Annotated in this window: 23 protein-coding genes; 9 read left to right on the top strand and 14 right to left on the bottom strand. The window is 50.9% G+C overall.

Annotated elements, in window-relative coordinates; genetic code table 11:
• Nucleotides 1–9 precede the first annotated feature (9 nt).
• The 3 genes from GY634_RS16310 to GY634_RS16300 all read right to left on the bottom strand — a co-directional run bounded on the left by GY634_RS16310 (nt 10) and on the right by GY634_RS16300 (nt 3,442).
• Complete coding sequence (locus tag GY634_RS16310) at nt 10–2,223, bottom strand: TonB-dependent receptor (RefSeq protein ID WP_242683739.1); 2,214 nt, start codon at nt 2,221–2,223, stop codon at nt 10–12.
• Between the two features lie 109 nt (nt 2,224–2,332).
• Nucleotides 2,333–2,758: a DUF2946 family protein gene (locus tag GY634_RS16305; protein WP_166409787.1), complete on the bottom strand. Its 426-nt coding sequence runs from the start codon at nt 2,756–2,758 to the stop codon at nt 2,333–2,335.
• Between the two features lie 51 nt (nt 2,759–2,809).
• Nucleotides 2,810–3,442 (bottom strand): LysE family translocator, encoded by a 633-nt coding sequence (locus GY634_RS16300; RefSeq protein WP_166409786.1) that lies wholly within the window; start codon nt 3,440–3,442, stop codon nt 2,810–2,812.
• A 290-nt stretch (nt 3,443–3,732) separates the two neighbouring features.
• Here GY634_RS16300 and GY634_RS16295 point away from each other — a divergent pair, with 290 nt between their 5' ends.
• Complete coding sequence (locus GY634_RS16295; RefSeq protein ID WP_166409785.1) at nt 3,733–4,284, top strand: NADPH-dependent FMN reductase; 552 nt, start codon at nt 3,733–3,735, stop codon at nt 4,282–4,284.
• A gap of 63 nt (nt 4,285–4,347) precedes the next feature.
• Here GY634_RS16295 and GY634_RS16290 read toward each other — a convergent pair whose 3' ends face one another.
• The 3 genes from GY634_RS16290 to GY634_RS16280 are packed head-to-tail and all read right to left on the bottom strand — an operon-like array spanning nt 4,348 to nt 5,947.
• Entirely contained in the window at nt 4,348–4,875 is a 528-nt protein-coding gene (locus GY634_RS16290; protein ID WP_166409784.1) for a cytochrome b, read from the bottom strand.
• Between the two features lie 33 nt (nt 4,876–4,908).
• Nucleotides 4,909–5,211: a monooxygenase gene (locus GY634_RS16285; RefSeq protein WP_166409783.1), complete on the bottom strand. Its 303-nt coding sequence runs from the start codon at nt 5,209–5,211 to the stop codon at nt 4,909–4,911.
• 10 nt (nt 5,212–5,221) lie between these two features.
• On the bottom strand, nt 5,222–5,947 hold the full coding sequence (locus GY634_RS16280) for a DsbA family protein (protein WP_166409782.1): 726 nt from the start codon (nt 5,945–5,947) through the stop codon (nt 5,222–5,224).
• A 238-nt stretch (nt 5,948–6,185) separates the two neighbouring features.
• Between GY634_RS16280 and GY634_RS16275 the strand changes: the two genes are divergently transcribed.
• The 3 genes from GY634_RS16275 (at nt 6,186) to GY634_RS16265 (ending at nt 9,770) form a co-directional block, all read left to right on the top strand.
• On the top strand, nt 6,186–7,124 hold the full coding sequence (locus tag GY634_RS16275) for a LysR family transcriptional regulator (RefSeq protein WP_166409781.1): 939 nt from the start codon (nt 6,186–6,188) through the stop codon (nt 7,122–7,124).
• Nucleotides 7,125–7,177: 53 nt separating this feature from the next.
• Nucleotides 7,178–7,726, top strand: coding sequence for a YqaA family protein (locus GY634_RS16270; protein WP_207625633.1), 549 nt, complete (start codon nt 7,178–7,180; stop codon nt 7,724–7,726).
• Between the two features lie 484 nt (nt 7,727–8,210).
• Nucleotides 8,211–9,770, top strand: a complete 1,560-nt coding sequence (locus GY634_RS16265) for a TerC family protein (protein ID WP_166409779.1) — start codon at nt 8,211–8,213, stop codon at nt 9,768–9,770.
• A gap of 47 nt (nt 9,771–9,817) precedes the next feature.
• Here GY634_RS16265 and GY634_RS16260 read toward each other — a convergent pair whose 3' ends face one another.
• The 7 genes from GY634_RS16260 to GY634_RS16230 all read right to left on the bottom strand — a co-directional run bounded on the left by GY634_RS16260 (nt 9,818) and on the right by GY634_RS16230 (nt 15,010).
• On the bottom strand, nt 9,818–10,435 hold the full coding sequence (locus GY634_RS16260) for a tRNA-uridine aminocarboxypropyltransferase (protein ID WP_166409778.1): 618 nt from the start codon (nt 10,433–10,435) through the stop codon (nt 9,818–9,820).
• Between the two features lie 22 nt (nt 10,436–10,457).
• Nucleotides 10,458–10,922 (bottom strand): OsmC family protein, encoded by a 465-nt coding sequence (locus tag GY634_RS16255; RefSeq protein WP_166409777.1) that lies wholly within the window; start codon nt 10,920–10,922, stop codon nt 10,458–10,460.
• A gap of 85 nt (nt 10,923–11,007) precedes the next feature.
• A complete protein-coding gene (locus GY634_RS16250; RefSeq protein WP_166409776.1) occupies nt 11,008–12,198 on the bottom strand; it encodes an MFS transporter in 1,191 nt (396 codons plus the stop codon).
• Nucleotides 12,199–12,203: 5 nt separating this feature from the next.
• Nucleotides 12,204–12,938 (bottom strand): arsenical resistance protein ArsH, encoded by a 735-nt coding sequence (gene arsH, locus GY634_RS16245; RefSeq protein WP_166409775.1) that lies wholly within the window; start codon nt 12,936–12,938, stop codon nt 12,204–12,206.
• Nucleotides 12,907–13,338 carry an arsenate reductase (glutaredoxin) gene (gene arsC / locus GY634_RS16240; RefSeq protein WP_166409774.1) on the bottom strand — a complete coding sequence of 144 codons (432 nt, stop codon included), beginning with the start codon at nt 13,336–13,338 and terminating at the stop codon, nt 12,907–12,909. Before arsC ends, arsH begins: the two co-directional genes overlap by 32 nt.
• A gap of 21 nt (nt 13,339–13,359) precedes the next feature.
• Nucleotides 13,360–14,649, bottom strand: coding sequence for an arsenic transporter (locus tag GY634_RS16235; protein ID WP_166409773.1), 1,290 nt, complete (start codon nt 14,647–14,649; stop codon nt 13,360–13,362).
• A 7-nt stretch (nt 14,650–14,656) separates the two neighbouring features.
• Nucleotides 14,657–15,010, bottom strand: a complete 354-nt coding sequence (locus tag GY634_RS16230) for an ArsR/SmtB family transcription factor (RefSeq protein WP_166409772.1) — start codon at nt 15,008–15,010, stop codon at nt 14,657–14,659.
• 189 nt (nt 15,011–15,199) lie between these two features.
• On the opposite strand from GY634_RS16230, the gene GY634_RS17285 reads away from it, so the two are divergent.
• The 5 genes from GY634_RS17285 to GY634_RS16210 all read left to right on the top strand — a co-directional run bounded on the left by GY634_RS17285 (nt 15,200) and on the right by GY634_RS16210 (nt 19,166).
• Entirely contained in the window at nt 15,200–15,934 is a 735-nt protein-coding gene (locus GY634_RS17285) for a penicillin acylase family protein (RefSeq protein WP_242683738.1), read from the top strand.
• Complete coding sequence (locus GY634_RS17280; RefSeq protein WP_242683744.1) at nt 15,877–16,875, top strand: penicillin acylase family protein; 999 nt, start codon at nt 15,877–15,879, stop codon at nt 16,873–16,875. Before GY634_RS17285 ends, GY634_RS17280 begins: the two co-directional genes overlap by 58 nt.
• Nucleotides 16,876–17,068: 193 nt before the next feature.
• Nucleotides 17,069–17,560, top strand: coding sequence for an acyl-CoA thioesterase (locus GY634_RS16220; RefSeq protein ID WP_166409771.1), 492 nt, complete (start codon nt 17,069–17,071; stop codon nt 17,558–17,560).
• Between the two features lie 262 nt (nt 17,561–17,822).
• Nucleotides 17,823–18,416, top strand: a complete 594-nt coding sequence (locus GY634_RS16215; protein ID WP_166409770.1) for an SEL1-like repeat protein — start codon at nt 17,823–17,825, stop codon at nt 18,414–18,416.
• A 111-nt stretch (nt 18,417–18,527) separates the two neighbouring features.
• On the top strand, nt 18,528–19,166 hold the full coding sequence (locus GY634_RS16210; protein WP_166409769.1) for a glutathione S-transferase family protein: 639 nt from the start codon (nt 18,528–18,530) through the stop codon (nt 19,164–19,166).
• Nucleotides 19,167–19,252: 86 nt separating this feature from the next.
• Here the strand turns inward: GY634_RS16210 and GY634_RS16205 are convergent, their stop codons facing one another.
• Entirely contained in the window at nt 19,253–23,722 is a 4,470-nt protein-coding gene (locus tag GY634_RS16205) for an autotransporter outer membrane beta-barrel domain-containing protein (protein WP_207625632.1), read from the bottom strand.
• Between the last annotated feature and the right edge of the window lie 151 nt (nt 23,723–23,873).

Here is a 23,873-nt window from a genome sequence, read left to right as displayed (position 1 = left end):
TCCCCCTGCCTAGAATGCAGCACGTAATGTCAGTTCGTAGGTACGCGGTGCACCAGCGTAGTAGTACGAAATACTGTTGGTCCCTACGGCATACTTCTCGTTGGTGACATTACGCACGCGGGCTGCCACGCTTAGGTTAGAGCTCAACTTATACGACACGCCCAAATCCAATAAGGTATAGGCTGGCACGTAGTACGTATTCGCCACGTTGCCATATACCTTAGAGACATGGCGCACTGCGGCACTGGCTGTCCATTGCGGGTGGAAATCGTAATCCACCCACAGGTTTGCCACCCTATTAGGTACATTGACTGGTCTGTTACCCGCCATAGAAACAGCGTCATTGCCTATTTTTTGCCTGAAGTTATCGTATTGTGCATCCACGAAGGCAAGGTTAGCTTGCAACCTAAGTGCGGCAGTAGGCTGCATGCCCAACGTGAACTCCACACCGCGTGACGATTGCTTACCCGCTTGAATCGTTGTGCGCGGGTTCTGTGGATCGGGGGTAGCGACGTTTTTGCGTTTAATCTCGTAAGCCGCCAGCCCTACGGTAATGCGATCATCCCAAAAGCTAAAACGCCCGCCCACTTCCACTTGATTGCCCGTACTTAGCTTAGCGTTATCGTTTAGATTGGCATAGCTGGTAGTAGTTAAACTGCCTGCCGGTGCATCAGCTGAAGTGGCATACTGCGCATACAGATTAACGCCTGACGCTGGGTCCCACACCAGCCCTACTCGTCCTGTGGTGGCCGAATAACTACGCCCAAAATGTGCCGGATTCGTAGGGCTAGAGCTGCGATAATTATTCAGATCTAGTTTTAAACGCTCGTAGCGTAGTGCCGTAATTAACTGTACGTTGCTCAGTAGCTCGGTGCGATTCTCGGCAGATATAGCCAGCGTACGTAATCGGGTACGCCTATCTTTTTGGAAGCTGTCGTACATACCAGGTATGTCGAAAAAATCCTCTACCTCAAAATCATAAGGGTCCACCACGCTTAGGTATGTTGCACTGCTAGGGAAATTGGTTCTATAGCTAATGCTGCCATCTAGGGCAAATGCCCAGTCGCTTTTCAAACAGACGATAGTGCCGTTATAAATGGTTTCTAGCCTATTGCCGTAAAGTTGGTGTTCATGGCGCTGCAGGTAAGGCCCGCTACGCATTACAGCGCTGTTGTCCGCCGTGTAGTTATAGTTTTCTACGTTACGAAAATCTCGCCTCGCCTCGTACCAATAGGCGGTATTTCTAAACTGCCAAGCATCAGAAAGGCTGTAATCCAACATAGAGCGTAGCCACTGCACGCGTTGCTCATAGCGTGCATCGCGGCTGTTGTAGTTTTTGGTGCGTGTCTTAGAGTCTATTTTTAGCTCGCCCTCTTTGGGGTTCAATACCGGCGTACCAAAGTAAGGACTGCGCTCTATTTCATGCTGGTACTCGTAGGCCAAGGTATGCGATAACTGAGCCGTTAGATCTGACAATACCGACACCGCTACCTGAGTAGCACGCGACGAATTGCGGTCTACCCAGCCATCTCCACTACGGTGCGATGCATCTATGCGCACATAATGTGCAGTGCCACCCTCTTGCCCCATTAGCTGCCTGTTCAACCCTATTGCTGCACTACGTAAATCATCAGACCCCACCCGCAGTTGCACATCATAAAACTCATCACGTTGCGCTAACTTGCTAATGTAGTTGATGCTACCGCCCACCGCACCCGCCCCCGACAAGAAGCCCGAAGGGCCACCCATTGCCTCGACGCGTTCATAGATCCAGCTGTCTACCGGGCGTGTAGCTTGGCCGGTTTCTTGGAGGTTAATGCCGTTGTACAACACAGCAACTTGCCCAGACGTAAAACCTCTATAGCTCACATTCACCGCACCAGGCGGTGATGAGGCACTCATTCCAGGCACACCTCGCAGCATTTCTTGGGTGTTTTCTGCGGCCCGTTGCTCGATGGTTTCTCTGTTAATCACCGTCACCGATGCCGGTGTTTCATTAATTTGCAGGCCAAGGCGACTCGCTGTAGTCGTTGTCGACGTGAAGTCTATAGGTCCATTCACAATACGTGTTTGTAAGCCACGTACTTGTATAGGAGCCAAGGTAGATGTTTGTACGCTTTCATCACTGCTTTGACTGTTTTCTGGCACTGCGGCATGGCTAGCCGCGAATGGGCAAGTGGCAAGCATCGCCGCCACGCCAATCTGATGTATAGGTATTTGCATGTTGTCGCCAACGCGTGGGCACACCACACCGTGGTGTCTATCCCATAAAAAGTAAGAGACACAGCCACGCTTTCAATGTGAAACGTAGGCTGCGCAGAAACGCGCGAAATTAACTAACAACAGGTGGTGCTCTAGACCCTAATGGTGGCCCTTGAACCAATAGCAGCGGAGCCTGATGCTGCTCGGCACGCACCAATAATGGCGACTGTTTCAGTACGGGCTGTGGCTGTACTAGACCCTCTGGCGGAATCATCGTCGCCTGCAGCGACAACACGCCAAAAACACATTCCATGTCGCCGCCAGCCGAAGATGACGAATCATCGTGACCAGACTCAGGGGCGAAACGCAGCGTACTTACCGTGCCATCAGACGTACAAAAGGTAAGCGCTAACTGCCCATTTTGTGCAGCCGCTGCATCGGGCATATAGCCGGCAGGTACTAATCCCCGTGCCACGATCGCCAACAGCAGCAGCCACAACAACACGCGTTGTGTGAGCCAACTTAGGTTTTGCGGGAAGCGTGGAAGGGAAAACATGCCGCCAATTATATAGAAAACCTCTGTTACTACTTGAGCTTTTCTATAGCCCTATAGCTGCAATAACAAGAGTCGTATACCGGCATAGCCAAAGGCCGCAGCTAAGATCCCTTCTATCCACCGGCGCGCTTTCAGGTAAGCACGAATCATAGGCAGAGTAGAAAACACAATGGCGTACCCACCAAAAACCAGGATACTGAGCACCGCACACCCCAGCACTATCGCTACTAAGGTGGATACGGAAGAGTTCGGCCCAAGCCCTAGGGACATAATCGCTATCCAAGCCAATACCGCTTTAGGGTTTGTCAGGTGCAGCAAAAGGCCTCCACGATAAAGCTGCCACTTACTAGTAGGAGCGCGAGCAGCATCCGACATAGCCCTACGCCCTGACCATGCCGATTTTGCCGCTTTATAGGCCAGATACAGCAAATAAACGCCACCCAGCACCTTAATAACAAACAGAGCTTCGGCATACGTTGCCAACACAGCAGAAATGCCTGTGGCTGCTAGAATCGCCCAGAATAAACTGCCGCTAATCACTCCTAACGCCAGCAGCAGCGCAGAGGCTCTTCCTTTGCTCATTGCCATGCCCATAATGGCCATATTGCTAGGTCCGGGGCTTGCGGTAGCAATCACATAGGCCGCGTAAACAATCAATAATTGGCGTAGATGTTCCATTGCCATGACATATCAGACCCAGTGAATTGTTAGACGTGCTGTCTTATGTGTCTGAGAATATCACCAAACACGGCTGACTTTATACCAGTACAACTGCGCGACGCACTATTGCTACAACGTTTGCGCTACATTCTTTAACACCACTGTCATCAGACGTTGCTAGATCAACGACTATAATTTTTCTAGTAAGTAGTAGCGTGCAGCTTGGTATGATGAATGCAGCAGGAACCACCGCTAGTACAGAAAAGCCATCAGCTTTCTCAATGTTCGTAAACATTTATAAGGATGCTTTTACTATGAAACAGTACCGTATTGCCGTTATCGTAGGTAGTCTGCGTAAAGAGTCTTTCAACCGTCAATTGGCGAACGCCATTATTCGCTTAGCGCCCAGTGATTTTGCTTTCGACTTTGTTGAAATTGGGAACCTGCCTCTATATAACCAAGATGATGATGCCGGCCCTTCTAAGCCTGTCTTGGAATTTAAAGAAAAAATTAAATCCTCCAATGGCCTATTGTTCGTCACGCCTGAGTACAACCGCTCCATTCCTGGTGTATTAAAGAATGCTTTGGACCAGGGCTCACGTCCTTATGGTCAAAACTCATGGACAGGTTTACCGGCCGGTGTCATTGGTATTTCTATTGGTGCTATTGGTACTGCTCTGGCGCAACAACACCTACGTAATGTGCTGACCTTTTTAGATGTGCCTACACTGCAGCAGCCCGAGATTTTCCTGCAAGCCAAAGAAGGCTTCTTTGATGCTGAAGGCAATATAGGTTCTGGCAGTAAAGACTTCCTGCAAAACTGGATGACCAAGTACGCCGACTGGGTACGCAAGCACCAGAAATAAGGCCTGCTACCAAACAAAAAGGGTGCTAACGCACCCTTTTTTATTGCCTTAACCTTTCAGCCCTTACACCATACGGCTCCAAACCTGATCACGCTTCACCATTTTGTGCCAAAGCGCAAAGCCCACGTGGCCTGCAATCATTGCCAGCAACGCCCACGCTAAAATGCCATGCGCCGCATTGCCCACTGCAATCATCCACTCAATTTTCTGTTCACTCGCGCCCCAAAGTGGAATCCCAAACGGTGCAAATGCACGGCCAGAACCATAACTACGCAGCAACGCCAACAGCGGCACAATGATCATTAGCACATACAGCAGTTTGTGCCCCATCCCGGCTAACTTGCCACTACAGGATGCTTCTTGTTCTGGGCGATTACTCGCGTTACGGCCATACCACCCTAAACGTAGAGCAATTAAGACAAACAACACCGCCCCCAATGGGCCGTGTGTACCTAGAAAAAAGTACGTAAGTGGTGTTTCACCCAAAATAATCAGTAGCACCATGCCTAAGAACTGCCATAAGAAGATGGCAGCCATCCCCCAGTGCAACAGCCTAGAAACCACACCATAACGTTGATGATTGTCCTGCATTCTGTACTCCTTATAATTCGTTGCTCTACGCGCTTAGAGGCTCCATCCATCAATTTTGGACAGTGCCTCATTCACCGCAAAAATTTTGGCATTCACCTGAGCGATACCAGCCAGTTTTAAACGCTCTGAGTGCAACGCCAGATAGCGCTCTGCATTCGCACGATCCGCAAACAGGTATATGCCTCCTGCTTCATTAGTCGCTTCGTTTTCTGTCCAGATTTTCCAAATCAAACCCTGCTCTTGAGCAATAGACTGCGCCAAGCCTTGCATCGCAGGCACCATCTCTGCACCCCATGGACCGCTATATGGAAAATCAACTTGAAGGATGTAATGCATTGGCTGCTCCTTAGGCGGCTATTTCATGTTTGAGTGTGGTAAGCAACTGGTCTGCGTGGACCATCCCTACAGCCAAGGGTGAGATTTCCCCGTTACGCTCCAACAAAATAGTAGGAAAAGAACGTACCCCCCACTGCCGGCAACGCACAAACTCTTGATGCACGGCCTGCTTCGCTTCTGCTGAATCAAACAAAGCCGTGAACTCGGCCACATTCAAACCTACTGCGGCACAAATGTCGGCATAGAAGTCCACCTCGGTAGTGTCTTGCCCTGCTACATAAAACTTCTGCTGAACGGCAGAGAAGAACGTAAGCACCACAGACTTCGGTAAGGCGTGCTTGGCTTGTAGCAACTTGACGGTGGCGATTGCTCTACATGCTGGCTCGGTGTCGTAATTAAACTCAGCCGCATCCAGCAATGTAAACCCAAAGGGTTGACCGGTGACGTGAGCAATGTGCTGCCATTCGTTGCGCAGATAGTCTTTAAACTGTGGGCTCCATGGGTCGCTCCCGCCTGCACGTAGCCCCCCCATGGTGAGCGAGAATGCGATGCCTTCATCGGCACAAAAAGCCTCTAGACGTTTCACCGTAGGCGAGATGCCCCAACACCACGAGCACATGGGATCACCCACATAATGCACGGCCAAATCCTGACGCAACCGTTCTGGCGTTGTGTTGGTCGCGGTGTTTAGTTCCGGCACTACGCACGCACCGGTTACTGGATCACAATTCATCATTTGCGCAGCCTCCTTCCACAGTAAGTAGGTAGAAGTCTACACATCCAGCCCTAAGGCAGTAAGAGGCTAATATTGATTTCATTGTTAAAGAATACTGAACAATTAAATATCAACCATCTAGCGTAGAGCATTGAAATCAACCGCTTACAAGTTATTACCGGTTAATTCACCAAGAGCAAAATACAAGTATAGTATGCAGAAAACACCATTATTGTTCACTATTCGTTAATAATGCTTTATGGATAAACTAGCTGCCATGCAGGCTTTTGCTCAGGTTGTAGAAACCGGCAGCTTTACTAAAGCGGCCGAGTTACTCGCGCTGCCTAAAGCCCGCGTATCGCAACGTGTTTCTGACTTAGAGCGCTATTTAGATGTCAGGCTGCTGCACCGTACCACCCGCTCTCTCACCCTGACTGAAGACGGCAAAGCGTATTACGTTAAATGCCAAGCTATTCTGCATGATATAGACGAGCTTGAAAGCACTTTAAAAGGCGCTACATCTGAGCCTAAAGGCAAATTGCGTGTAGAAGCCTTGATCTCGGTAGCGCGCTGGATTTTGGCCCCGCATCTGCATGAGTTTCAACAACGCTACCCCGACATCACCCTACAACTGGGTGCAAGCGATAGAGTGAGCCATCTACTAGAAGACGGTATAGATTGCGCGTTTAGAGGCGGCCCGCTAGAGGATTCCAGCCACATCGCCAGACACGTGGCCGATGTGCAATTTGGCCTGTATGCAGCGCCCTCTTACCTTCACAGCGCTGGCACACCACAGCACCCACGCGAACTGTCTATTCATAGCCGTCTTTCTTGGTTTGCAGGCCAACGCCAACCTTTGGCCTGGCATTTATACTCGGGCAAACAAGAGTTTGAAGTACCGCATCACGACGGCATGCAGTTTGATGATCCCGATATTGCCATGACCTCGTGCATAGCCGGTGCCGGAATCTGCCCGGGATCACCTTTTGCGGTAAAAAGCTTTGTACAGGCTGGGCTGTTAGTACCAGTACTCGCTAACTGGCACTTTAGCGCTAGGCCTATTCATATTCTGTACCCCAGTAATAAGCACTTATCGAAGCGCGTACGTTGTTTTGTAGAGTGGTCATTGGAACTTATACAGCAGAATCCGGACATACCTATGTGCCCGCGTGAGTTAACTCACTTTTTATCCTACTGACTGCGTCCCTACCTTCTTGTATGAAGATTTTTTCACCGTTGTATGCTCGTGCCATGACGTGGTCTCGTGACCCCAAAGCGCCCCTATTTCTTGGCACCCTCAGTTTCTTTGAGTCTATTTTCTTCCCTGTCCCACCCGATGTCATGCTCGCCCCTATGTGCATGGCCACACCTAAGCGTGCTTGGTGGTTTGCGTTGCTGACCACACTAGCCTCGGTAGTGGGCGGCATACTGGGTTATTTAATTGGCTACTACGCCTTTAGCTCCATACAAACCTGGCTAGAAAGCAGCAGTTATTGGCAAGCCTACCAAACGGCCATCGCCTGGTTTAAAGACTATGGTTTCTGGGCTATTTTTGTAGCGGGTTTTTCTCCTATACCCTTTAAGGTATTCACCATCGCCGGTGGTGCCATGGCAATGTCGTTTGCGCCATTTATACTAGCATCGCTGATAGGCCGAGGAATGCGTTTTTTCTTGGTGGCAGGTTTACTGGCTTGGGGTGGCCCGCGTATGGAAGGCTTATTGCACCGTTACGTAGACCGCCTAGGCTGGGCAACCGTTGCCATCGTTGTACTTGGTGGCTTGTGGTTAGCGTTTTCCTAGTGAAATCACCCAAGCTTACGTTATACTGAACGCGTTCTAACTTCCTTCTGCTAGTATGCGACGATTTATCGTCATCTTCTTACTATTCATTCTGCCTATTCAGGTTTTGGCCGAGTCGCTTAACGACTTACCTACAGTGCCATACTCAGCCTCTACTACCGGGGCTGCTGATAGCGCATCGTCTGACCACAGAAACATCCTCAAAAGCACGACGTTTGCGCTGGATAAACCCTACTCACAACAAGCGGTACACGCAGACATTAGTGATTCTGTAAAAAGTGCAGAGTTCTACGTGGCTAACCCACTCTTGTGTGAGCAATGGGTTGCCTATAGTTGTAGCGCCCACCTTGTAGCCTACCCTCCACTACGAAGACCACCCCGCGCCTAAGCGCCGCTTACGCACCGCAACGTGCGTATTGATTCTGGGCATCACCTTTGCTAGTGATGCACCACCTGTTGGTTTTACTTACTTTGTAGGCATTATATGGAATGGCTTTTAGACCCCAATATATGGGTGGGTCTGCTGACTCTAGTCGTACTGGAAATTGTTTTAGGTATAGATAATCTAATTTTTATCGCCATTTTGGCTGATAAGCTCCCACCGCATCAACGCGATAGAGCTCGCTTAATAGGCTTGTCACTCGCCTTAGTGATGCGCTTAGGTCTGCTTACTATCGTGTCGTGGTTAGTCACGCTAACCACACCTTTGTTTTCTATCGCATCGTTCTCCTTTTCAGGGCGCGATTTAATTTTGCTGTTAGGCGGACTGTTCCTCTTGCTTAAAGCCACCTCTGAACTACATGAACGTTTGGAAGGTACGCCCCATCAACAAAGCAGCTCTAAAACGTACGCCAGTTTCGCGGTAGTGGTAGCGCAGATTATTGTGCTGGATGCGGTATTCTCGTTAGACGCGGTCATTACCGCTATTGGTATGGTGGATGAGCTACCGGTCATGATGGCGGCGGTAGTGATTTCTATGGCCATGATGATGTGGGCGTCTAAGCCACTAACACGCTTTGTTAGCGCTCATCCAACCGTTGTGGTGCTGTGTTTAAGCTTCTTGTTGATGATAGGTTTAACGTTAACCGCCGAAGGCTTGGGCTTTAAGATTCCTAAAGGCTACTTATACGCTGCCATTGGTTTCTCTATTGTGATTGAGTTCTTCAATCAATTGGCCCGCCGCAGCTCGCTTAAAAACGAAGCACGTTTGCCATTGCGCGACCGTACCGCCGATGCGGTATTACGTTTGCTGGGCGATAGAAAACGCTCTGAACACCACGATGCAGACGACCACAATACGGCAGATGATAGTCAGGCGGCTTTTGGCCCTGAAGAACGCAATATGGTCAGTGGCGTACTCACCTTGGGTGCGAGATCCATACGCTCGATTATGACTCCGCGCGCCGAAATATCGTGGGTAAACCTAGACGATGACCCTAGCGTCATACAGCAGCTTCTACGTGAAACTCCGCATAGTTTCTTCCCTGTAAGCCGCGGCCAACTGGACAACACCTTAGGCGTTGCTCGTGCCAAAGACCTGATGGCCGATATGATGGATGGTAGCGATTTTAATCACCTACCCTGCCTACGCGAACCCATCATTGTGCATGAAGCCACTGGTGTACTGCATGCGATGGAGATACTGAAGACATCGCGTGGGCAGCTAGTGCTGGTCACAGATGAATATGGAATGATTCAGGGCTTGCTCACCCCCATCGATATTTTGGAAGCCATTGCCGGCGAGTTTCCCGATGAAGATGAACACCCTGCTATTGAAGCCATAGCGCCTAATCACTGGCGAGTAGACGGCGCTACTGACTTGCACTATCTGGCCCAAGTTGTAGAAAGCGATGCTCTACTGGCGCACAGCAAAGGTTTTACCTCTATTGCTGGGCTACTGCTGGATTTGTTTGGTACGTTGCCTGAGGTAGGTGCCAGTATGACGCTGGACGATCTGCGTTTTGATATTACGGCGATGGCTAACCGCCGTATTACTCGCGTAGACATTACACGCCTATCGCACACAGAACCGCACACTTCCTAAACCCTACTACGTCATCATGGCCCATAATGGGTCATGATGATTTACCACTAACCCCGTTGATAATTACGGGCATAAACCTCTGGCCCCATCGCTTGAATCTGCTGTTCAACCAATACGGTAAAGGGCGCAAGTAAGGGCTGGAAATCTTGCTCTGGCTCAAGCACGCTTAGCGTACGCACAATGGCTTCTATCGTTGCTACGGCAGCCGGCTCGCTTGCCTTACGCACACGGTACAAAGAAGGTTCCCCCAAGGCTAAGCTTAGGTGCGGTAAGCCACGTAACACGGGGTTAGACCTAATAATTTGGCGTGCATTACGCCACGTGCCATCCGGCACAATCAACAGCGATGACTGCTCAGGCGCTATAGCCGCTAAGGGCTGTACAGCACAACCTTCTTGTGCAGGAAACAGCAAACACGCCGAATCCACAGTAGACAGCGTTTCTTCAAGCTGAGCGAAATGCTCCCCTACCCATAGCTCGGCATGCTGCAACCCCAACACAGCCAAACGAGCTGTGTTTAATGGGTGCTTTTGTTCATCCGGATGCTGCAGCACCAACACGCGCGTACGGTTAGGTACAACGCTGATGTGTGCGCACAAACAGTGAGACAACGGGCGCTTGCAACGCACGCAGGTGGGACGAGTGGACTTCGCTGATTCAGACATAGCGTGAAACTATACCGCGCTTTCAACTTTCCACGGTTACGGTAGCCACAATAGAGTGCGCGATATAGCAGTTTTCGTGTGCTTGATGGTGCGTTTTTTCTATCTCTGCCGGTGTGGGCTCGTAGTTGCCAGAAAACACAATTTTGGGTTTTAGCACAATCGCAGTAATCGCCATTTTGCCGTGGCTATTTTTACCCATGCTACCTTGCGGTGTATCGTCGTAGCTATCTACTACCCAGCCCTTCTTTGCTGCGATCCCTAAGAACCACAGCATATGGCAACTGGATACCGCGGCCACCAATGCTTCCTCTGGATCAACTGCCGCTAATGTGGAATACGGCAACGGCACAGAATGCACAGAGGACGATGCGGGAATACTTACCCCTTCATCGAAAGTCCAGTGGTGCAAACGGCTGTACCGGTTATCGGAAAACACTTCATCACTCTGGCGCTGCCAGCGAATATTGGCAAAATAAACATGGCTCATAGCTAGGGCTTTACAAGGCAAAAGAGATCTTATGAGCTTACTGCATTTTGACAGCCTCAAACTGCTCATTGTGCGGCATACAACGCTACTCACTAGGCTGCGTATCGACGCGCATCGCCCATAATGCTATGAACGCGCTTAAGGCTAACAACGCCGATAACCACAGGGCCTGGCTACCCCAACTTGCCAACGCTAACCCAAACAAAAATGGTGATCCTGCTTGCACCACGCGAGCGGGTGCCATTAACCACCCTTGTCGCTGCCCATAACCGTGTTCGCCAAACACTTTTAGCGGTAAGGTGCCAATGGCAATGGTCAAAATGCCATTACCCAAACCATGGAATATCGTAAACACGTAGACGGCAGACGCGCCAAACACCCCTAAACATAATGCAGCCACGGGGTGGGCCAGAATGGCCAAACGAGCCGACAGCAACGGATGTGAATGCTTCAAAAACCCGTATTCCAGCAAACGCCCTGCTACTTGTGCGGGCCCTACTAAAGCCGCTGCGGCAATGGCTACCACCAACAAGGCCCCACTGGCTTGTAATACTTGCGGCAAGTGCGCTGCCATCGCCGTACTAATAAACCATGACACCGCAAATACATACGCCATCAAGTAAGCATTTCTACGGCGGTTTTTATTCGCCAAGCTGCTGGTGGCTTCAACCTCAGAGCTAGTGTCTGCGCTGCGGGTAGAAGCGACTTTTTCTGGACTGGCTTGCGATAACCACGCATTTAACGGCAGCCCTACCAGCACATGCAACGCCGCCCAGACTAGGCAAACCGTTTGCCACCCATACACACCTTCTAAATAGCCAGAAAGCGGCCAGCCTACCGTACTGGCAAACCCCGCAAATAAGGTGATACCGGTAATCACCCCCCTCGCTTTTTGCCCATACAGGTGTACCACCGCTGAAAAAGCGGCTTCATACAAGCCGCTGCCCATGGCCACACCCATGATTGCCCATGCCACAAACACATGTATAGTTTGCGTGGCTTGGCTAAGCAGTAACAACCCAGCAGCAAACACCAGATTACTAGCCATTAATACTGGCCGCCCACCAAAACGGTCTATGAGCCGTCCCGCAATAGGTCCTATGGCGGCAGACACCAACAAGGCAGTAGAAAATGCCGCAAACACCAACGAATACGAGATGTCTATGCTTTGACTAATAGGTGTGGCCAACACCGCCAACAAATAGTACGAAGACGCCCACGCCAGCGTCTGCGCAATACCTAAAATGATGGTGACATGCGTACGGTGTAAAAGCATAAAAGTTAGATACTGCGCTGGTTAACACGTGCCGACAACTGTTCAGCGCTTTCCCGTCTTTCACTGTAACGATCTACTAAATAGCCCGCGCAATCACGAGTCAGCAAGGTGAACTTCATCAGCTCTTCCATCACATCCACAATACGCTCATAGTAAGACGATGGCTTCATTCTGCCTGCCTCATCAAATTCTAAGTACGCTTTTGCTACCGACGATTGGTTAGGGATAGTCAGCATGCGCATCCAACGCCCAAGCACACGCATTTGATTCACCGCATTAAACGATTGCGAGCCGCCCGACACCTGCATCACAGCCAAGGTTTTACCTTGTGTGGGCCTAACTGCACCTACCGACAGCGGTATCCAATCAATCTGTGCCTTCAAAATGCTGGTCATGGCGCCATGCCGCTCGGGCGACGTCCACACCATTCCTTCTGCCCATTGTGCAAGATCGCGTAGTTCTTTGACTTTAGGGTGATCCTCTGTAGCCCCATCGGGCTGCGGCAACCCGCGTGGGTCAAAAATACGGGTTTCGGCTCCCATTTTTTGCAATAAGCGTGCAGCTTCTTCGGTGACCAATCGGCTGTATGAACGCTCGCGTATAGAGCCATACAACAGCAGTATGCGGGGGGCGTGCTTCGCATGTTCGCTAGGAAACAAACGTGATAGATCAGGTGCAGCAAACAGCTGTTCGTCTACGTTGGGTACATCAGGGCTTAACAATTCGCTGTCCTTTTTCATCAATAACGGCCTCACCGTCTTCTTTCACAAATGCTCCCTGTTGCGGTTGCGGCAATATATCCAGCACTACCTCGGAAGGTCGACATAACTTGGTCCCTATAGGGGTCACCACAATGGGCCTATTCATCAAAATAGGATGCTGCACCATGAAATCTATAAGTTGCTCATCGGTCCATACAGCATCATCCAAGTGCAAGGCATCGTATGGGGTTCCTTTTTGGCGCAATACGTCACGCACAGGAACACCCATTGCCGCAATTAAGCCCACCAAGGTTTCCCTAGTAGGAGGCGTCTGCAAGTAGTCGATTACTGTGGGTTCAACACCGCTATTCCTAATCATGGCTAAGGTATTTCTGGACGTGCCACAAGCTGGGTTGTGATAAATAGTGATATTCGTCATGACGTTATTTCCTTTGCAACATTACAAGCCAGCACCTAAACGCACGGCGAGTGCCGCCAACGTAATTAGCAGAACTGGAACCGTAAGCACCACGCCTACTTTGAAGTAGTAGCCCCAGCCAATGGTGGTACCTTTTTTGGCTAATACATGCAGCCACAACAAGGTTGCCAAGCTGCCAATAGGGGTAAATTTAGGGCCTAAATCGCTGCCAATGACGTTAGCGTAAATCATGGCTTCTTTGATCACGCCACTTGCAGTAGACGCCTCTATAGACAGTGCCCCTGTTAGCACGGTAGGCATATTATTCATGACCGAAGACAAGAGCGCTGACAAGACACCGGTACCCATCGCGGCACCCCATACGCCACCTTCTGCAAACCTATTGAGCAACACGGCGATATGGTCCGTTAGGCCCGCATTGCGCAAGCCATACACCACTAAATACATACCCAACGAGAACACCACAATTTGCCATGGCGCACCCTGCAGTACTTTTTGGATGCTAATCACGCTGCCACGCGCCGCCACAATCAGTAGCAGTGCTGCACCAGCAGCCGCTACCGCACTCACGGGAACCCCTACCGGTTCTAATGCAAAAAACCCCACCAGCAACAAGAGCAGCACTGCCCAGCCGGCCTTAAAAGTCAGGGGGTCTTTGATGGCTGCCGAGGGAGATTTAAGCTGAGCCATATCGTAGTGTTGAGGGATATCGCGCTTGAAAAACAAAAGCAACACGCCAAGGCTTGCGACTACTGATGCCATATTGACTGGCACCATCACCGAAGCATAGTCATTGAAGCCTATGTTGAAATAGTCCGCCGAAACGATGTTGACCAAGTTAGACACAATCAACGGCAAGCTGGCAGTATCCGCAATAAAACCTGCTGCCATCACAAACGCCAATGTTGCCGCCGCTGAAAACCCCATCGCCACCAACATCGCCATGACAATGGGTGTCAAAATGAGCGCAGCCCCATCATTAGCAAACAAGGCAGACACGGCCGCGCCCAGCAAAACAATCAGCGCAAATAGCCTAAGACCGCTGCCTCGCCCCCAACGGGCCACATGCAACGCTGCCCACTCAAAGAAGCCCGCATCATCTAACAGCAGACTGATGATAATGACGGCAATAAAGGTGGCGGTCGCATTCCACACAATGCCCCACACGACAGGAATATCGGCCCACTGCACCACCCCAAACGACAGTGCTAACGCCGCGCCCAGCAAGGCTCCCCACCCTATACCCAACCCACGCGGCTGTAGGATAACCAACGACAAGGTAAAAATAAAAATCAGAATGGCGATCAACATAGGTTAGTTACTCCTGATCGCCAGAGGTTTTGTGATCGTGTGTCACCTGACAGATACTCACATCAGGTAAACACGCAGCACCTTGGCAGCAGTTCTCCAGCAAATACGCTAGCAATTCGTTCATGGCAGAAAACGTTGCGCGATACAGTACGTTGCGCCCCTGACGCTCTTGGGTCACTAATTCGGCGTATGCCAGCTCTTTTAAATGAAACGACAACGCATTTGGTGCGATGTCTAATTTCTCGGCGAGTGTGCTAGGCGTAAGGCCATCGGGGCCGGCCACCACTAATGCCCTAAACACGCGCAAACGCGCTTCATGAGCCAGTGCGGATAAGGATTTGAGTACTTGAGCTTCTTTCATAAATCAATAATACAACTATTGTTGAATTATTGACAAGCCCATAGAAAACACGAAACGCATAGTGCATGCAAAAGTAGAACAACTAGTACAAGCCCTTATTTCACGTTTAAACATTACAGAATTACTCTAATTAATCAAAAATAAGTAATGTATTAACCGCTATACCCCTATAGCGCATGGAGACAACGAGTGCGATCCTCTGCTTTGAAGAAAACGGCTTTTGGTTTGAGTTTATTGGCTAGTACCCTGTTAAGTGCCGCTTATGCGGCGCCCGTAACCGTAGAAATCAATAGGGATGCCTATGGCGTGCCGCATGTTTTTTCTGACAACAACTATGGACTGTTTTACGGCTACGGCTATGCGGTTGCAGAAGACCGCCTATTCCAACTGGATATGGCGCGCCGCTCCTTTGTAGGTACTACTGCTGAGGTATTAGGTGCGGGCGATAACAACGCCTACCTAAACTACGACATTAACGTGCGTCGCAACTTTAACCCTGAATCCATCCACACACAGCTAGCCGCGTTATCAGCAGACGATGCCGCCATCTTTCAAGGCTACGCCGATGGCTACAACGCTTATTTAGCCAAGGTGCTTAAAAACCCTGCGTTATTACCCAAAGAATACGTAGACTTTGACTTCCGCCCTACCCCTATATCGGCCTTCGATGTAGCGATGATTTGGGTGGGCTCCATGGCAAACCGTTTTTCCGATGTGAACTTGGAAATGGGGTCCTTAAGCTTATTGAACGACCTAGAAGCCAAGCACGGCAAAGAGCAAGCACAGCGTATTTTCAATGAATTGTTATGGGTGAATGATCCTCATTCCCCTACAACAGTGCCCAACACTACGGCTGAGACACCGGTATCCATGCAGCAGCCAGCGCCACCCCTAAAGCCTACAACCCGCAACAAGGCTACCTAAGCAACTGGAATAACCGCCCCGCCCCCGATAAAACCAATACCGATGCGTACTACTGGACCTATGGGGATAGGGTTAACGAATTGAACGTGCAGTTTGCGGAAAAAGACACCTTTACGGTGCAAGAGATTTGGGACTTCAACCGCCAGGCCTCGTATCACGATGTGAACTGGCGCTATTTCCAGCCACATCTACAAAACGCAGCTGCCGCGCAGCCAACCACTAGCCCTGCGCACGACATGACAACTTTATTAGTGGCGTGGGATGGTTTAGAAACCGATGATGGCCAAGGCATGAATAACGGCCCAGAGCGTTTGATTTTCAAAACTTGGCTAGAGGAAATGTACAAACTGGTCTTAGTACCTGCTCTGCCCGAAGCCCATAAAGCCAGCTACACCAATACTGGCTTCGCTACTACCACCGGCCCCAACCCAGGCTCTATTAACCTCAGCATGGGCACCAAAGTGTTGCTGCGTGCGTTGGCGTTAGAACAGAGCCCCGACGCCAATCGTTATAACTTCTTTGCCCAACACCCCTCTAGCGAGGTCATACAACAAGCCCTAGAAAATACCTACCAACGCCTAAGCACGGAACATGGCGCGGATATATCTAACTGGAAACTAAGCAGCTCCGTACATAAGTTTAGCGATAGAAACTTTACCGGCACCCCACAAACAACCGAGGGCAATACCTTCAGTTTCACGGGCTATCAAAACCGTGGCACTGAAAACAACCGTATTGTGTTCCTAGGCGACACCGTAGAGTTTTGCGATGCCATGCCTCCCGGCCAAAGCGGTTTCATTGATCGCAATGGCACAAAAAGCCCACATTACGATGATCAATTAGCCTTATACCAAAACTTTGGTTGCAAAGCCGTTAGCACCACCGTTGATGACATTAAGGCCAATACAGTAGATAGCACTGTGCTGATCGTGGTGAACTAAGGCTTGAGGATTTTTCACATCACTTCCTAGCAAAACATCGTGCGCCCAGCCTGCCTATGCGGGCTGTGGCCTATAATGGGCCTAACGATGGCGCAGCTGTTAGCTGCCTTTGCCCTACTGTTATTTTCTTCGTTAACGATGCCCTTTCACTGATTCGGCATCGTTATTTGCATTCAAACAAGGACCTTACACAATGGATTTGCCCGCCCACCAATTAAGCATGACTGTATTGATGACTCCCGATACAGCGAACTTTTCCGGGAACGTGCATGGTGGCACCATTCTTAAACTGCTGGACCAAGTGGCCTACGCCTGTGCCAGCCGTTACGCCAAGAGCTATGTGGTCACGTTAAGCGTGGATCAGGTAACATTCAAGCAACCCATTCACGTGGGTGAACTGGTTACTTTCTTAGCCAGCGTTAACCACACGGGCACCTCTTCCATGGAAATCGGTATTAAGGTGATTGCCGAAGATATTCGCAGCGGTGTAGTACGCCACGTGAATAGCTGCTTCTTCACCATGGTGGCGGTTGAAAACGGTAAGCCCATAGCTGTGCCTACGATACAGCCACAAACTGATGATGAAAAACGCCGTTTTCTGGCCGCACAAGTCAGACGCGAACTACGCCGTGAGTTTGAGCAACGCCAACGCGAAGTGCAGGCCAAATGCACACCAGTTGCTTAAGCTAGACTGACAACACTAAAAAAGCCCCTACACAGGGGCTTTTTTATATTCCGCTTCCATATCTCTATCAAACATAAAATTAGCGGCACACATAGCTTAATTAGCCTATTTGGAAAATCCTGCAGACTTGTTGCGTATAGTTTCCAAATAAACAAAGCATAAAAATGCTATATATTTAAACTTGTAACTATCTCCTATATAGCTCTTATTTTTCTTCTACGTGTTTAGCTCCTTACTCTCAAAAATCACGCTATTACTCGTTGTGAGCCTAAGCGTTTTAACAGGTTGCTCGCTCTCTGATCATTTTGCGGAGCAAGCCGAATGCTTAAAGCCCCAAGGGCCTTATCCACGCTCATGTGGTGCGAACTATAACGGCCCTACGGGCGAACAGGTATTAAGCACTACTATCACCGGTGGTAATCCCGACATACGCTATTTAACGGCAATGCAAAATTTTTACCCTGATATGCCCATCAGCGTAGAAAAGTTGTTGGCTGTTGCTAAGGCAGCAGAACAAGGCGACGAAGAATCTATTATGGCCTTGGGTAGGATCTACTACGAAATAGGCTATCACTACACCAATTGCAGCGTGGTACAGACAGGTCAAAACTGGTTAAGACGCGGCAGCGATATGCAGTTAGCCCACCCAAAAGTCATGCTATCTCAGCATTATTTCAGTGGCATCTGCATGCCTATTAATGTTGACAAGGCTCTGCAACTGGCACGTGAGGCTAGCGCCATAGATGACCACCCCATCATCATCGAATGGCTAGACTACGCCAGCAACCCAGACAACCAGAAACTAGCTGCTCACGAACGCGAACAGCAGCTAAAAGCCCACCAAGGCACACGCTAATACCGTAGTACAGAAATGGGCTTACCCGGAGAGGTACTAGAGCGAATTCTGTAATCTATTTGTGCTTCACTATTTCCTGACTTTTCCTACATTTTTTCAACAACGTTAACGATGCTCACACTCTACATTGCTAATAAAAACTTGTCGTCCTGGTCGCTACGCCCTTGGATTCTGCTAAAAATGTTGGGCACTCCTTTCCATGAAGTGGTAGAAACTTTCACTACCTACGGCAAGAGCGGCAATAGTTATGAAAAGTTCAAAAAATTCTCGCCCACCGGCTTAGTACCTTGTTTGCAAGACGGCGAGCTATTGGTGTGGGATTCCCTAGCTATTTGTGAGCACATTGCCGAAGCCTACCCTGCTGCATGGCCACAAAACAAATCCGCCCGGGTGTGGGCACGTAGTGCAACAGCCGAAATGCATCCGGGCTTTCACGCCTTGCGCAGCCAATGCCCCATGAACTGTAGGCCACAAACCCCCATACAGCATATAGACGAGGCGCTGGCTAAAGACTTGGCACGCATTGTGGAACTATGGGAAAGCGGTTTGCAAAGCTTCTCGGGGCCATTTTTAGCAGGCAGACGATTCACGACGGTGGATGCGTTTTTTGTGCCTGTGGCTCTGCGTGTTCGCAACTACAAGCTGCCTGTAAGCGACCTCTGCCAAGCATGGATAGATCAGGTTCTAGCCCTACCCGCCATGCAAAAATGGATGGAGGCCGCGCTTAGAGAGGTTGATCCACAAGCATAACGTGCATGCCCCTCTCTACATATTGCGACAATAAAAAAGCCCCACAGCAACTACTGACTGCGGGGCTTTTTTGTAGCGTGTTTCAGTTAGAATTTCACCCCTAACTGCAACTGAGCGGACCTGTCGTTATAGCGATCCCCAAAGCGTTGACGCCATTCGGCACGCAGCACTACATCACTGCCTGTATCAATATCCATACCCACTTTGTACTCACCAAAAACAGAAGGTAGGCTTTGCGATAAATGGAATCTATCGCCACTGTTATCGTGTTTTAAACGCGCATCGGTTTCCCAATCGTTGCTGGGCATCCAGTTCACACCCAACCCCACATATGGGCGCAACACATATTTATCTTTATCTATGCGTGCTCCCAGCTCTACCGAGGGGCTAATCATCGTGCGCACATCACTGGTGCTATCAAAGGCCAAATTAAAGGCCCCACCACCTTTTTCAGAGTAGGACGGTACATGCTGGTAAATGACATCCACATCCACAGCAGGTCTGATATAGAAACCATCTAGCTGATGAGTGTAGGCCGTTTGTAAGCGTAGGGTCACAAAGTGTGCATCCCAATCAGCCGATGGCGTAATCACACCTTGCGCGGTAACAACCGTACGATCGGTATTGTAATTACCATAGCCAGCGCTTAAAGCCCCGGCATAAGACCAAGGGCCACTCACTTTACGTACAAAGGCCATACTGCTAAAGTTATCGCCGCGAGTGCGTAGTGCGATATCTTTGGCTTTACCATGCGCGCGCTCGTACGACACGCCACCACCTGCCACCCAGCCATTGCCCAACGGTTGCTGCCCACCAATAATGTAGCGTACCGAGTCGTAGTCAAAGCCCGAATCATCGTGATGGGCACTACGGTCTAGCCAATTACCCTGTATGTCCCCCCAGAAGCACGATTTCTCTTGCGACTGCGGCTCACCCACATCGGTAGAGGGGCAGCTCATGGTTCTATTTAGGAACATACGATTTGCCAACGGCAAAATGGCCACAGGCGCCTGTATCGCATCGTTAGCAATTTGATCTAACACTTGCGCATAAGCTTGCGTGTTATCGGCCAAGGCCAGGGTGTCAAACACATGCACATACGCTTGCCCCGGTTGTTCCGCAGCCCCTGTTGCTACGGGTGCAGCCGCCATCATCGCCATTCTACGTTGTGGTGCTGCCGATTTTTGCGCGTTGTTTGCCGCGATCTGTGCTTCTGCCGCCTCCCATTTACGTCCCAAATATTGGGACAACTCGGCCTGCTCTTCGGACATCAACGCATTATGTTTATTGAAGTCCGCCACCAAACCTACGGTCAGCGTATTCCCGACTTGCTGCACGGGATAATCAAATACCGCATTTCCTTTAGAGTAAAAGCCTTTGTTTACCGTTAAACCATCGGTGGCTTGCAGCACCGTGAATTGGTGTTCGCCGGGTAGATGATTCACCCCTTGAACAGCAATAGCACCGCTTAAATCCGCCGTTTTCCTTATCTGGAGCAGACCCGCGGTGTTACCCAAAAAGTCCACTGTAGGGGCGTAGCTACCTTGTTCACGTTGCACATAGCTTCCCCCCAACATGGTGGTTCTCATCGTACCTGCGGTCGCCCCTACGTACAGCACACCGCTGTTCTTCACCGTACCACCATGTAGTTGCAGTTGTTCTCCTGCATACAGCGAACCATAGTTGTCGATGCTGTTGGTCGTGTTCTGTGCGAAGATCGCAGAGCCTTGCAAGGTGCCGTGGTTCGTCACCTGCGTCCCGTCACCACGCACAGAGCGAATCGCTACGCCGGATAACGCGCTCACCGTTGCACCGCTCGCAATCTCTACCTTATTGCTTCCGCCATCCATCAATCTAATGGCTTCAGCCTCGTCAGATCCGCCGTACACCATGGCATCTTTCAGTACCTGAACAGCCAACACACCAGCGGTACTACCCACGCTTTGCGCTACGATTGCCGAAGCATTTTTACCCAATGCTCCGACGTCCCCGCCTACCTGAACAGTGACGTTACCACCGCTTCCTTGGCCATCTTCACCAGCCCTACCCACGACGCCATCTACCATACCGCCACCGCCGCCCACGCTTTGCGCAAAGACTGCCGTCGCATTCTCGCCTACAGTACGTACGTTGCCGCTCATGGCTACATATACGTCGCCACCATTGCCATTACCTGCCCGGGTTTGCACGAGTGTGCCCGTTGTAGGGCCCATGGCTGTCCCTGTGTTGACATAACCACCACCACCGCCGATGCTCTGCGCTAGCACACCATAAGCACCTTTGCCCTGAGTACTAATAACGGCTTGCTCACCCAACGTCACCGAGACTTTACCGCCATTACCTTGACCCGCTACCGTATCGTTAAAGGCCGTGGTTATGCTGGTTGCCCCGATGACACGAGCCGCGCCACCGCCACCACCTATACTTTGAGCTAAGACGCCATGTGCAGCATCACCAAAGCTATTAATAAAGCCATGCTGTGCCAGTGTCACCTGCCCACCATCGCCCTTTCCACCACCCAGGTTAATACTGGTTTTATTGATACCCTGTTGATAGACCGCTTGTGTCAATCCACCGCCGCCACCTATGCTTTGCGCAACAATAGCAATACCACCCTCACCAGTCGTGATCAAGCTAGAACCTTTGGCATTTTCTACGTCGACCAGAGCACCATGACCGCCAGCACCGCCTTTACCATTGATAGAAATCAGTGCGTTATCTACACGAACCTTTGTTCCGTGGTCCGAAGTCTGCGCACCTACCGCTACCCCACCGGCCACACCGCCACCACCGCCGATGCTCTGCAAACGTAGAGCATCCCCCAGTTTCCCAATAGCTTTCACAAGCCCTGTTCCATCTTGCTTCCAGATAACAGCGCCACCATCACCACCACTACCACCTTTACCCCCCACCGCCATCGATACCTGAATCTTTTCACCAGCAGGCGCAATAGTAGAGGTTTTGAAATAGGTAGATGCCATCGCCCCCATCCCGCCACCACCACCTATGCTTTGCAGCGTCGCTGCAGCACGCGTGTCGCCCCCTACTTCGATCGTGCCTCGTTGCTCTACCGTAACCTTAGCGCCATTTCCACCCTTGCCACCGTTGGCACCAATCGCTAGGGTAAACGCAGCACCTCTACCGGGTGCATTCCCTTCAATTAGGTTATTCAGTTCGTCTACCTCTAGGCCAGCATGCACCGTACCGGCCACACCGCCACCACCGCCTATGCTTTGCGCAATCAAGCCATCACCCGTTTGGGTTAATAGCTTGCCAGACTGCGTGACCAACACTGTGCCACCGTGCCCCGCACTGGCTCCACCACCGCCTAAAGCCACATTGACACCGATTTTCCCTGCAGATTGACCCGCCTCGGTGCTGGACGCATTACCGCCACCACCACCTATGCTTTGCACCACTACGGCCGCACTATCCAAACCCTGTGTGCTGATGGTGCCATCCTGCGTCAACGTAATGCTGCCGCCATCACCACCACTCCCCCCTTTACCACCTAGAGTCAGTGCCAACGATAAATCACCGCCGGGCGCAGAAGACGCACTGCTGCCACTACGGCCACCGCCGCCACCCACGCTTTGCGCCAATAAACCTATACTTTGTCTACCTATGGTCGTAATCATGCCGCTTTGTGATGCCGTGATTGTGCCCGCTTTACCGCCCGCGCCGCCTTGGCCTCCTAAGGCCAATGTCAAGCTCCCGCTATAGCCTTGATGTTGCGGGAGACCGTTGCCACCCGGAATAGGAATAGGCTCTGGCCATGGCGGCATATTGCTATCGCCTAACGCACTACCCACGCCCCCGCCGCCACCTACACTTTGTAGCACCACAGCATCGCTGTTAATCCCTGATGTTGTGATCGTGGCCTGCTTGCTCTGCGTAAACGTAACTTGACCGCCATCACCACCACTGCCACCACGACGGCCAAGCACAATAGCAATGTTCGCGCTATCGGCCCGTGTATCGCCGTGTGTTAAACCACCACTGCCACCACCTCCGCCTACACTTTGCGCCACCACACCCAAGGCGGCATCGCCAGTGGTCATGACTGTGCCTTTTTGCGTCAGAGTAATCGTGCCACCATTACCGCCCGAGCCACCTTTACCGCCAATGGATAACGCCCCTGCAAAAGACTTAGCACCGTACGCTACTGCCCTTGCTGTAGCACCACCACCCACACCTCCACCGCCGCCCACGCTCTGCGCCAGAATACCTGTTGCATGATGTCCGACACTACTTAGTACGCCTTCATTGTTTACCTGTACTGCACCGCCACCGCCACCAGCACCACCACTGCCCCCTACACTGACGGCTAACGACAGCGATGTACCTAGACTGGCTGAAAAGCTAAAGGTACCTGCTGAACCGCCTGTGCCACCACCGCCTCCAACACTCTGCGCCAGCAGCACTTTGGCCCCGTTACCCAAGGTTTTAATAGACGACAGGTTGCTGGCTTCAATGTCCCCGCCACTGTCCCCCGTACCGCCGGCGCCACCCACAGCAATAGCCGCACTGGCTGAATACTTAGGAATGAATGACATGGCAACCCCTACGGCATTGCCTCCAGCACCGCCGCCGCCGCCTACACTTTGCAACAGGGCGCCATACGCCTCTACACCACTAGTTTCTATGTTGGCACGATTACTAAAGTTAACCTTACCGCCATGGCCAGAGACCCCACCCGTCCCCCCC

The organism is Paenalcaligenes suwonensis (genome assembly GCF_011290505.1).
In the GTDB taxonomy this organism is placed as follows: Bacteria; Pseudomonadota; Gammaproteobacteria; order Burkholderiales; family Burkholderiaceae_B; genus Paenalcaligenes; species Paenalcaligenes suwonensis.
The sequence above is the reverse complement of the archived record's forward strand: the minus strand, read 5'-3'. Positions and strand labels throughout refer to the sequence as shown.

What these genes read in the sequence shown, in the direction of transcription:
- GY634_RS16280 (WP_166409782.1), bottom strand. Translation starts at nt 5,947, where the DNA reads ATGATGAATTGTGATCCAGTAACCGGTGCGTGCGTAGTGCCGGAACTA.
- GY634_RS16210 (WP_166409769.1), top strand. Translation starts at nt 18,528, where the DNA reads ATGCTCACACTCTACATTGCTAATAAAAACTTGTCGTCCTGGTCGCTA.
- GY634_RS16220 (WP_166409771.1), top strand. Translation starts at nt 17,069, where the DNA reads ATGGATTTGCCCGCCCACCAATTAAGCATGACTGTATTGATGACTCCC.
- GY634_RS16275 (WP_166409781.1), top strand. Translation starts at nt 6,186, where the DNA reads ATGGATAAACTAGCTGCCATGCAGGCTTTTGCTCAGGTTGTAGAAACC.
- GY634_RS16230 (WP_166409772.1), bottom strand. Translation starts at nt 15,010, where the DNA reads ATGAAAGAAGCTCAAGTACTCAAATCCTTATCCGCACTGGCTCATGAA.
- arsC (WP_166409774.1), bottom strand. Translation starts at nt 13,338, where the DNA reads ATGACGAATATCACTATTTATCACAACCCAGCTTGTGGCACGTCCAGA.
- GY634_RS16205 (WP_207625632.1), bottom strand. Translation starts at nt 23,722, where the DNA reads ATGTCATTCATTCCTAAGTATTCAGCCAGTGCGGCTATTGCTGTGGGT.
- GY634_RS16250 (WP_166409776.1), bottom strand. Translation starts at nt 12,198, where the DNA reads ATGCTTTTACACCGTACGCATGTCACCATCATTTTAGGTATTGCGCAG.
- GY634_RS16265 (WP_166409779.1), top strand. Translation starts at nt 8,211, where the DNA reads ATGGAATGGCTTTTAGACCCCAATATATGGGTGGGTCTGCTGACTCTA.
- GY634_RS16260 (WP_166409778.1), bottom strand. Translation starts at nt 10,435, where the DNA reads ATGTCTGAATCAGCGAAGTCCACTCGTCCCACCTGCGTGCGTTGCAAG.
- GY634_RS16295 (WP_166409785.1), top strand. Translation starts at nt 3,733, where the DNA reads ATGAAACAGTACCGTATTGCCGTTATCGTAGGTAGTCTGCGTAAAGAG.
- GY634_RS16285 (WP_166409783.1), bottom strand. Translation starts at nt 5,211, where the DNA reads ATGCATTACATCCTTCAAGTTGATTTTCCATATAGCGGTCCATGGGGT.
- GY634_RS16255 (WP_166409777.1), bottom strand. Translation starts at nt 10,922, where the DNA reads ATGAGCCATGTTTATTTTGCCAATATTCGCTGGCAGCGCCAGAGTGAT.
- GY634_RS16290 (WP_166409784.1), bottom strand. Translation starts at nt 4,875, where the DNA reads ATGCAGGACAATCATCAACGTTATGGTGTGGTTTCTAGGCTGTTGCAC.
- GY634_RS16300 (WP_166409786.1), bottom strand. Translation starts at nt 3,442, where the DNA reads ATGGCAATGGAACATCTACGCCAATTATTGATTGTTTACGCGGCCTAT.
- arsH (WP_166409775.1), bottom strand. Translation starts at nt 12,938, where the DNA reads ATGAAAAAGGACAGCGAATTGTTAAGCCCTGATGTACCCAACGTAGAC.
- GY634_RS16235 (WP_166409773.1), bottom strand. Translation starts at nt 14,649, where the DNA reads ATGTTGATCGCCATTCTGATTTTTATTTTTACCTTGTCGTTGGTTATC.
- GY634_RS16305 (WP_166409787.1), bottom strand. Translation starts at nt 2,758, where the DNA reads ATGTTTTCCCTTCCACGCTTCCCGCAAAACCTAAGTTGGCTCACACAA.
- GY634_RS16310 (WP_242683739.1), bottom strand. Translation starts at nt 2,223, where the DNA reads ATGCAAATACCTATACATCAGATTGGCGTGGCGGCGATGCTTGCCACT.
- GY634_RS16270 (WP_207625633.1), top strand. Translation starts at nt 7,178, where the DNA reads ATGACGTGGTCTCGTGACCCCAAAGCGCCCCTATTTCTTGGCACCCTC.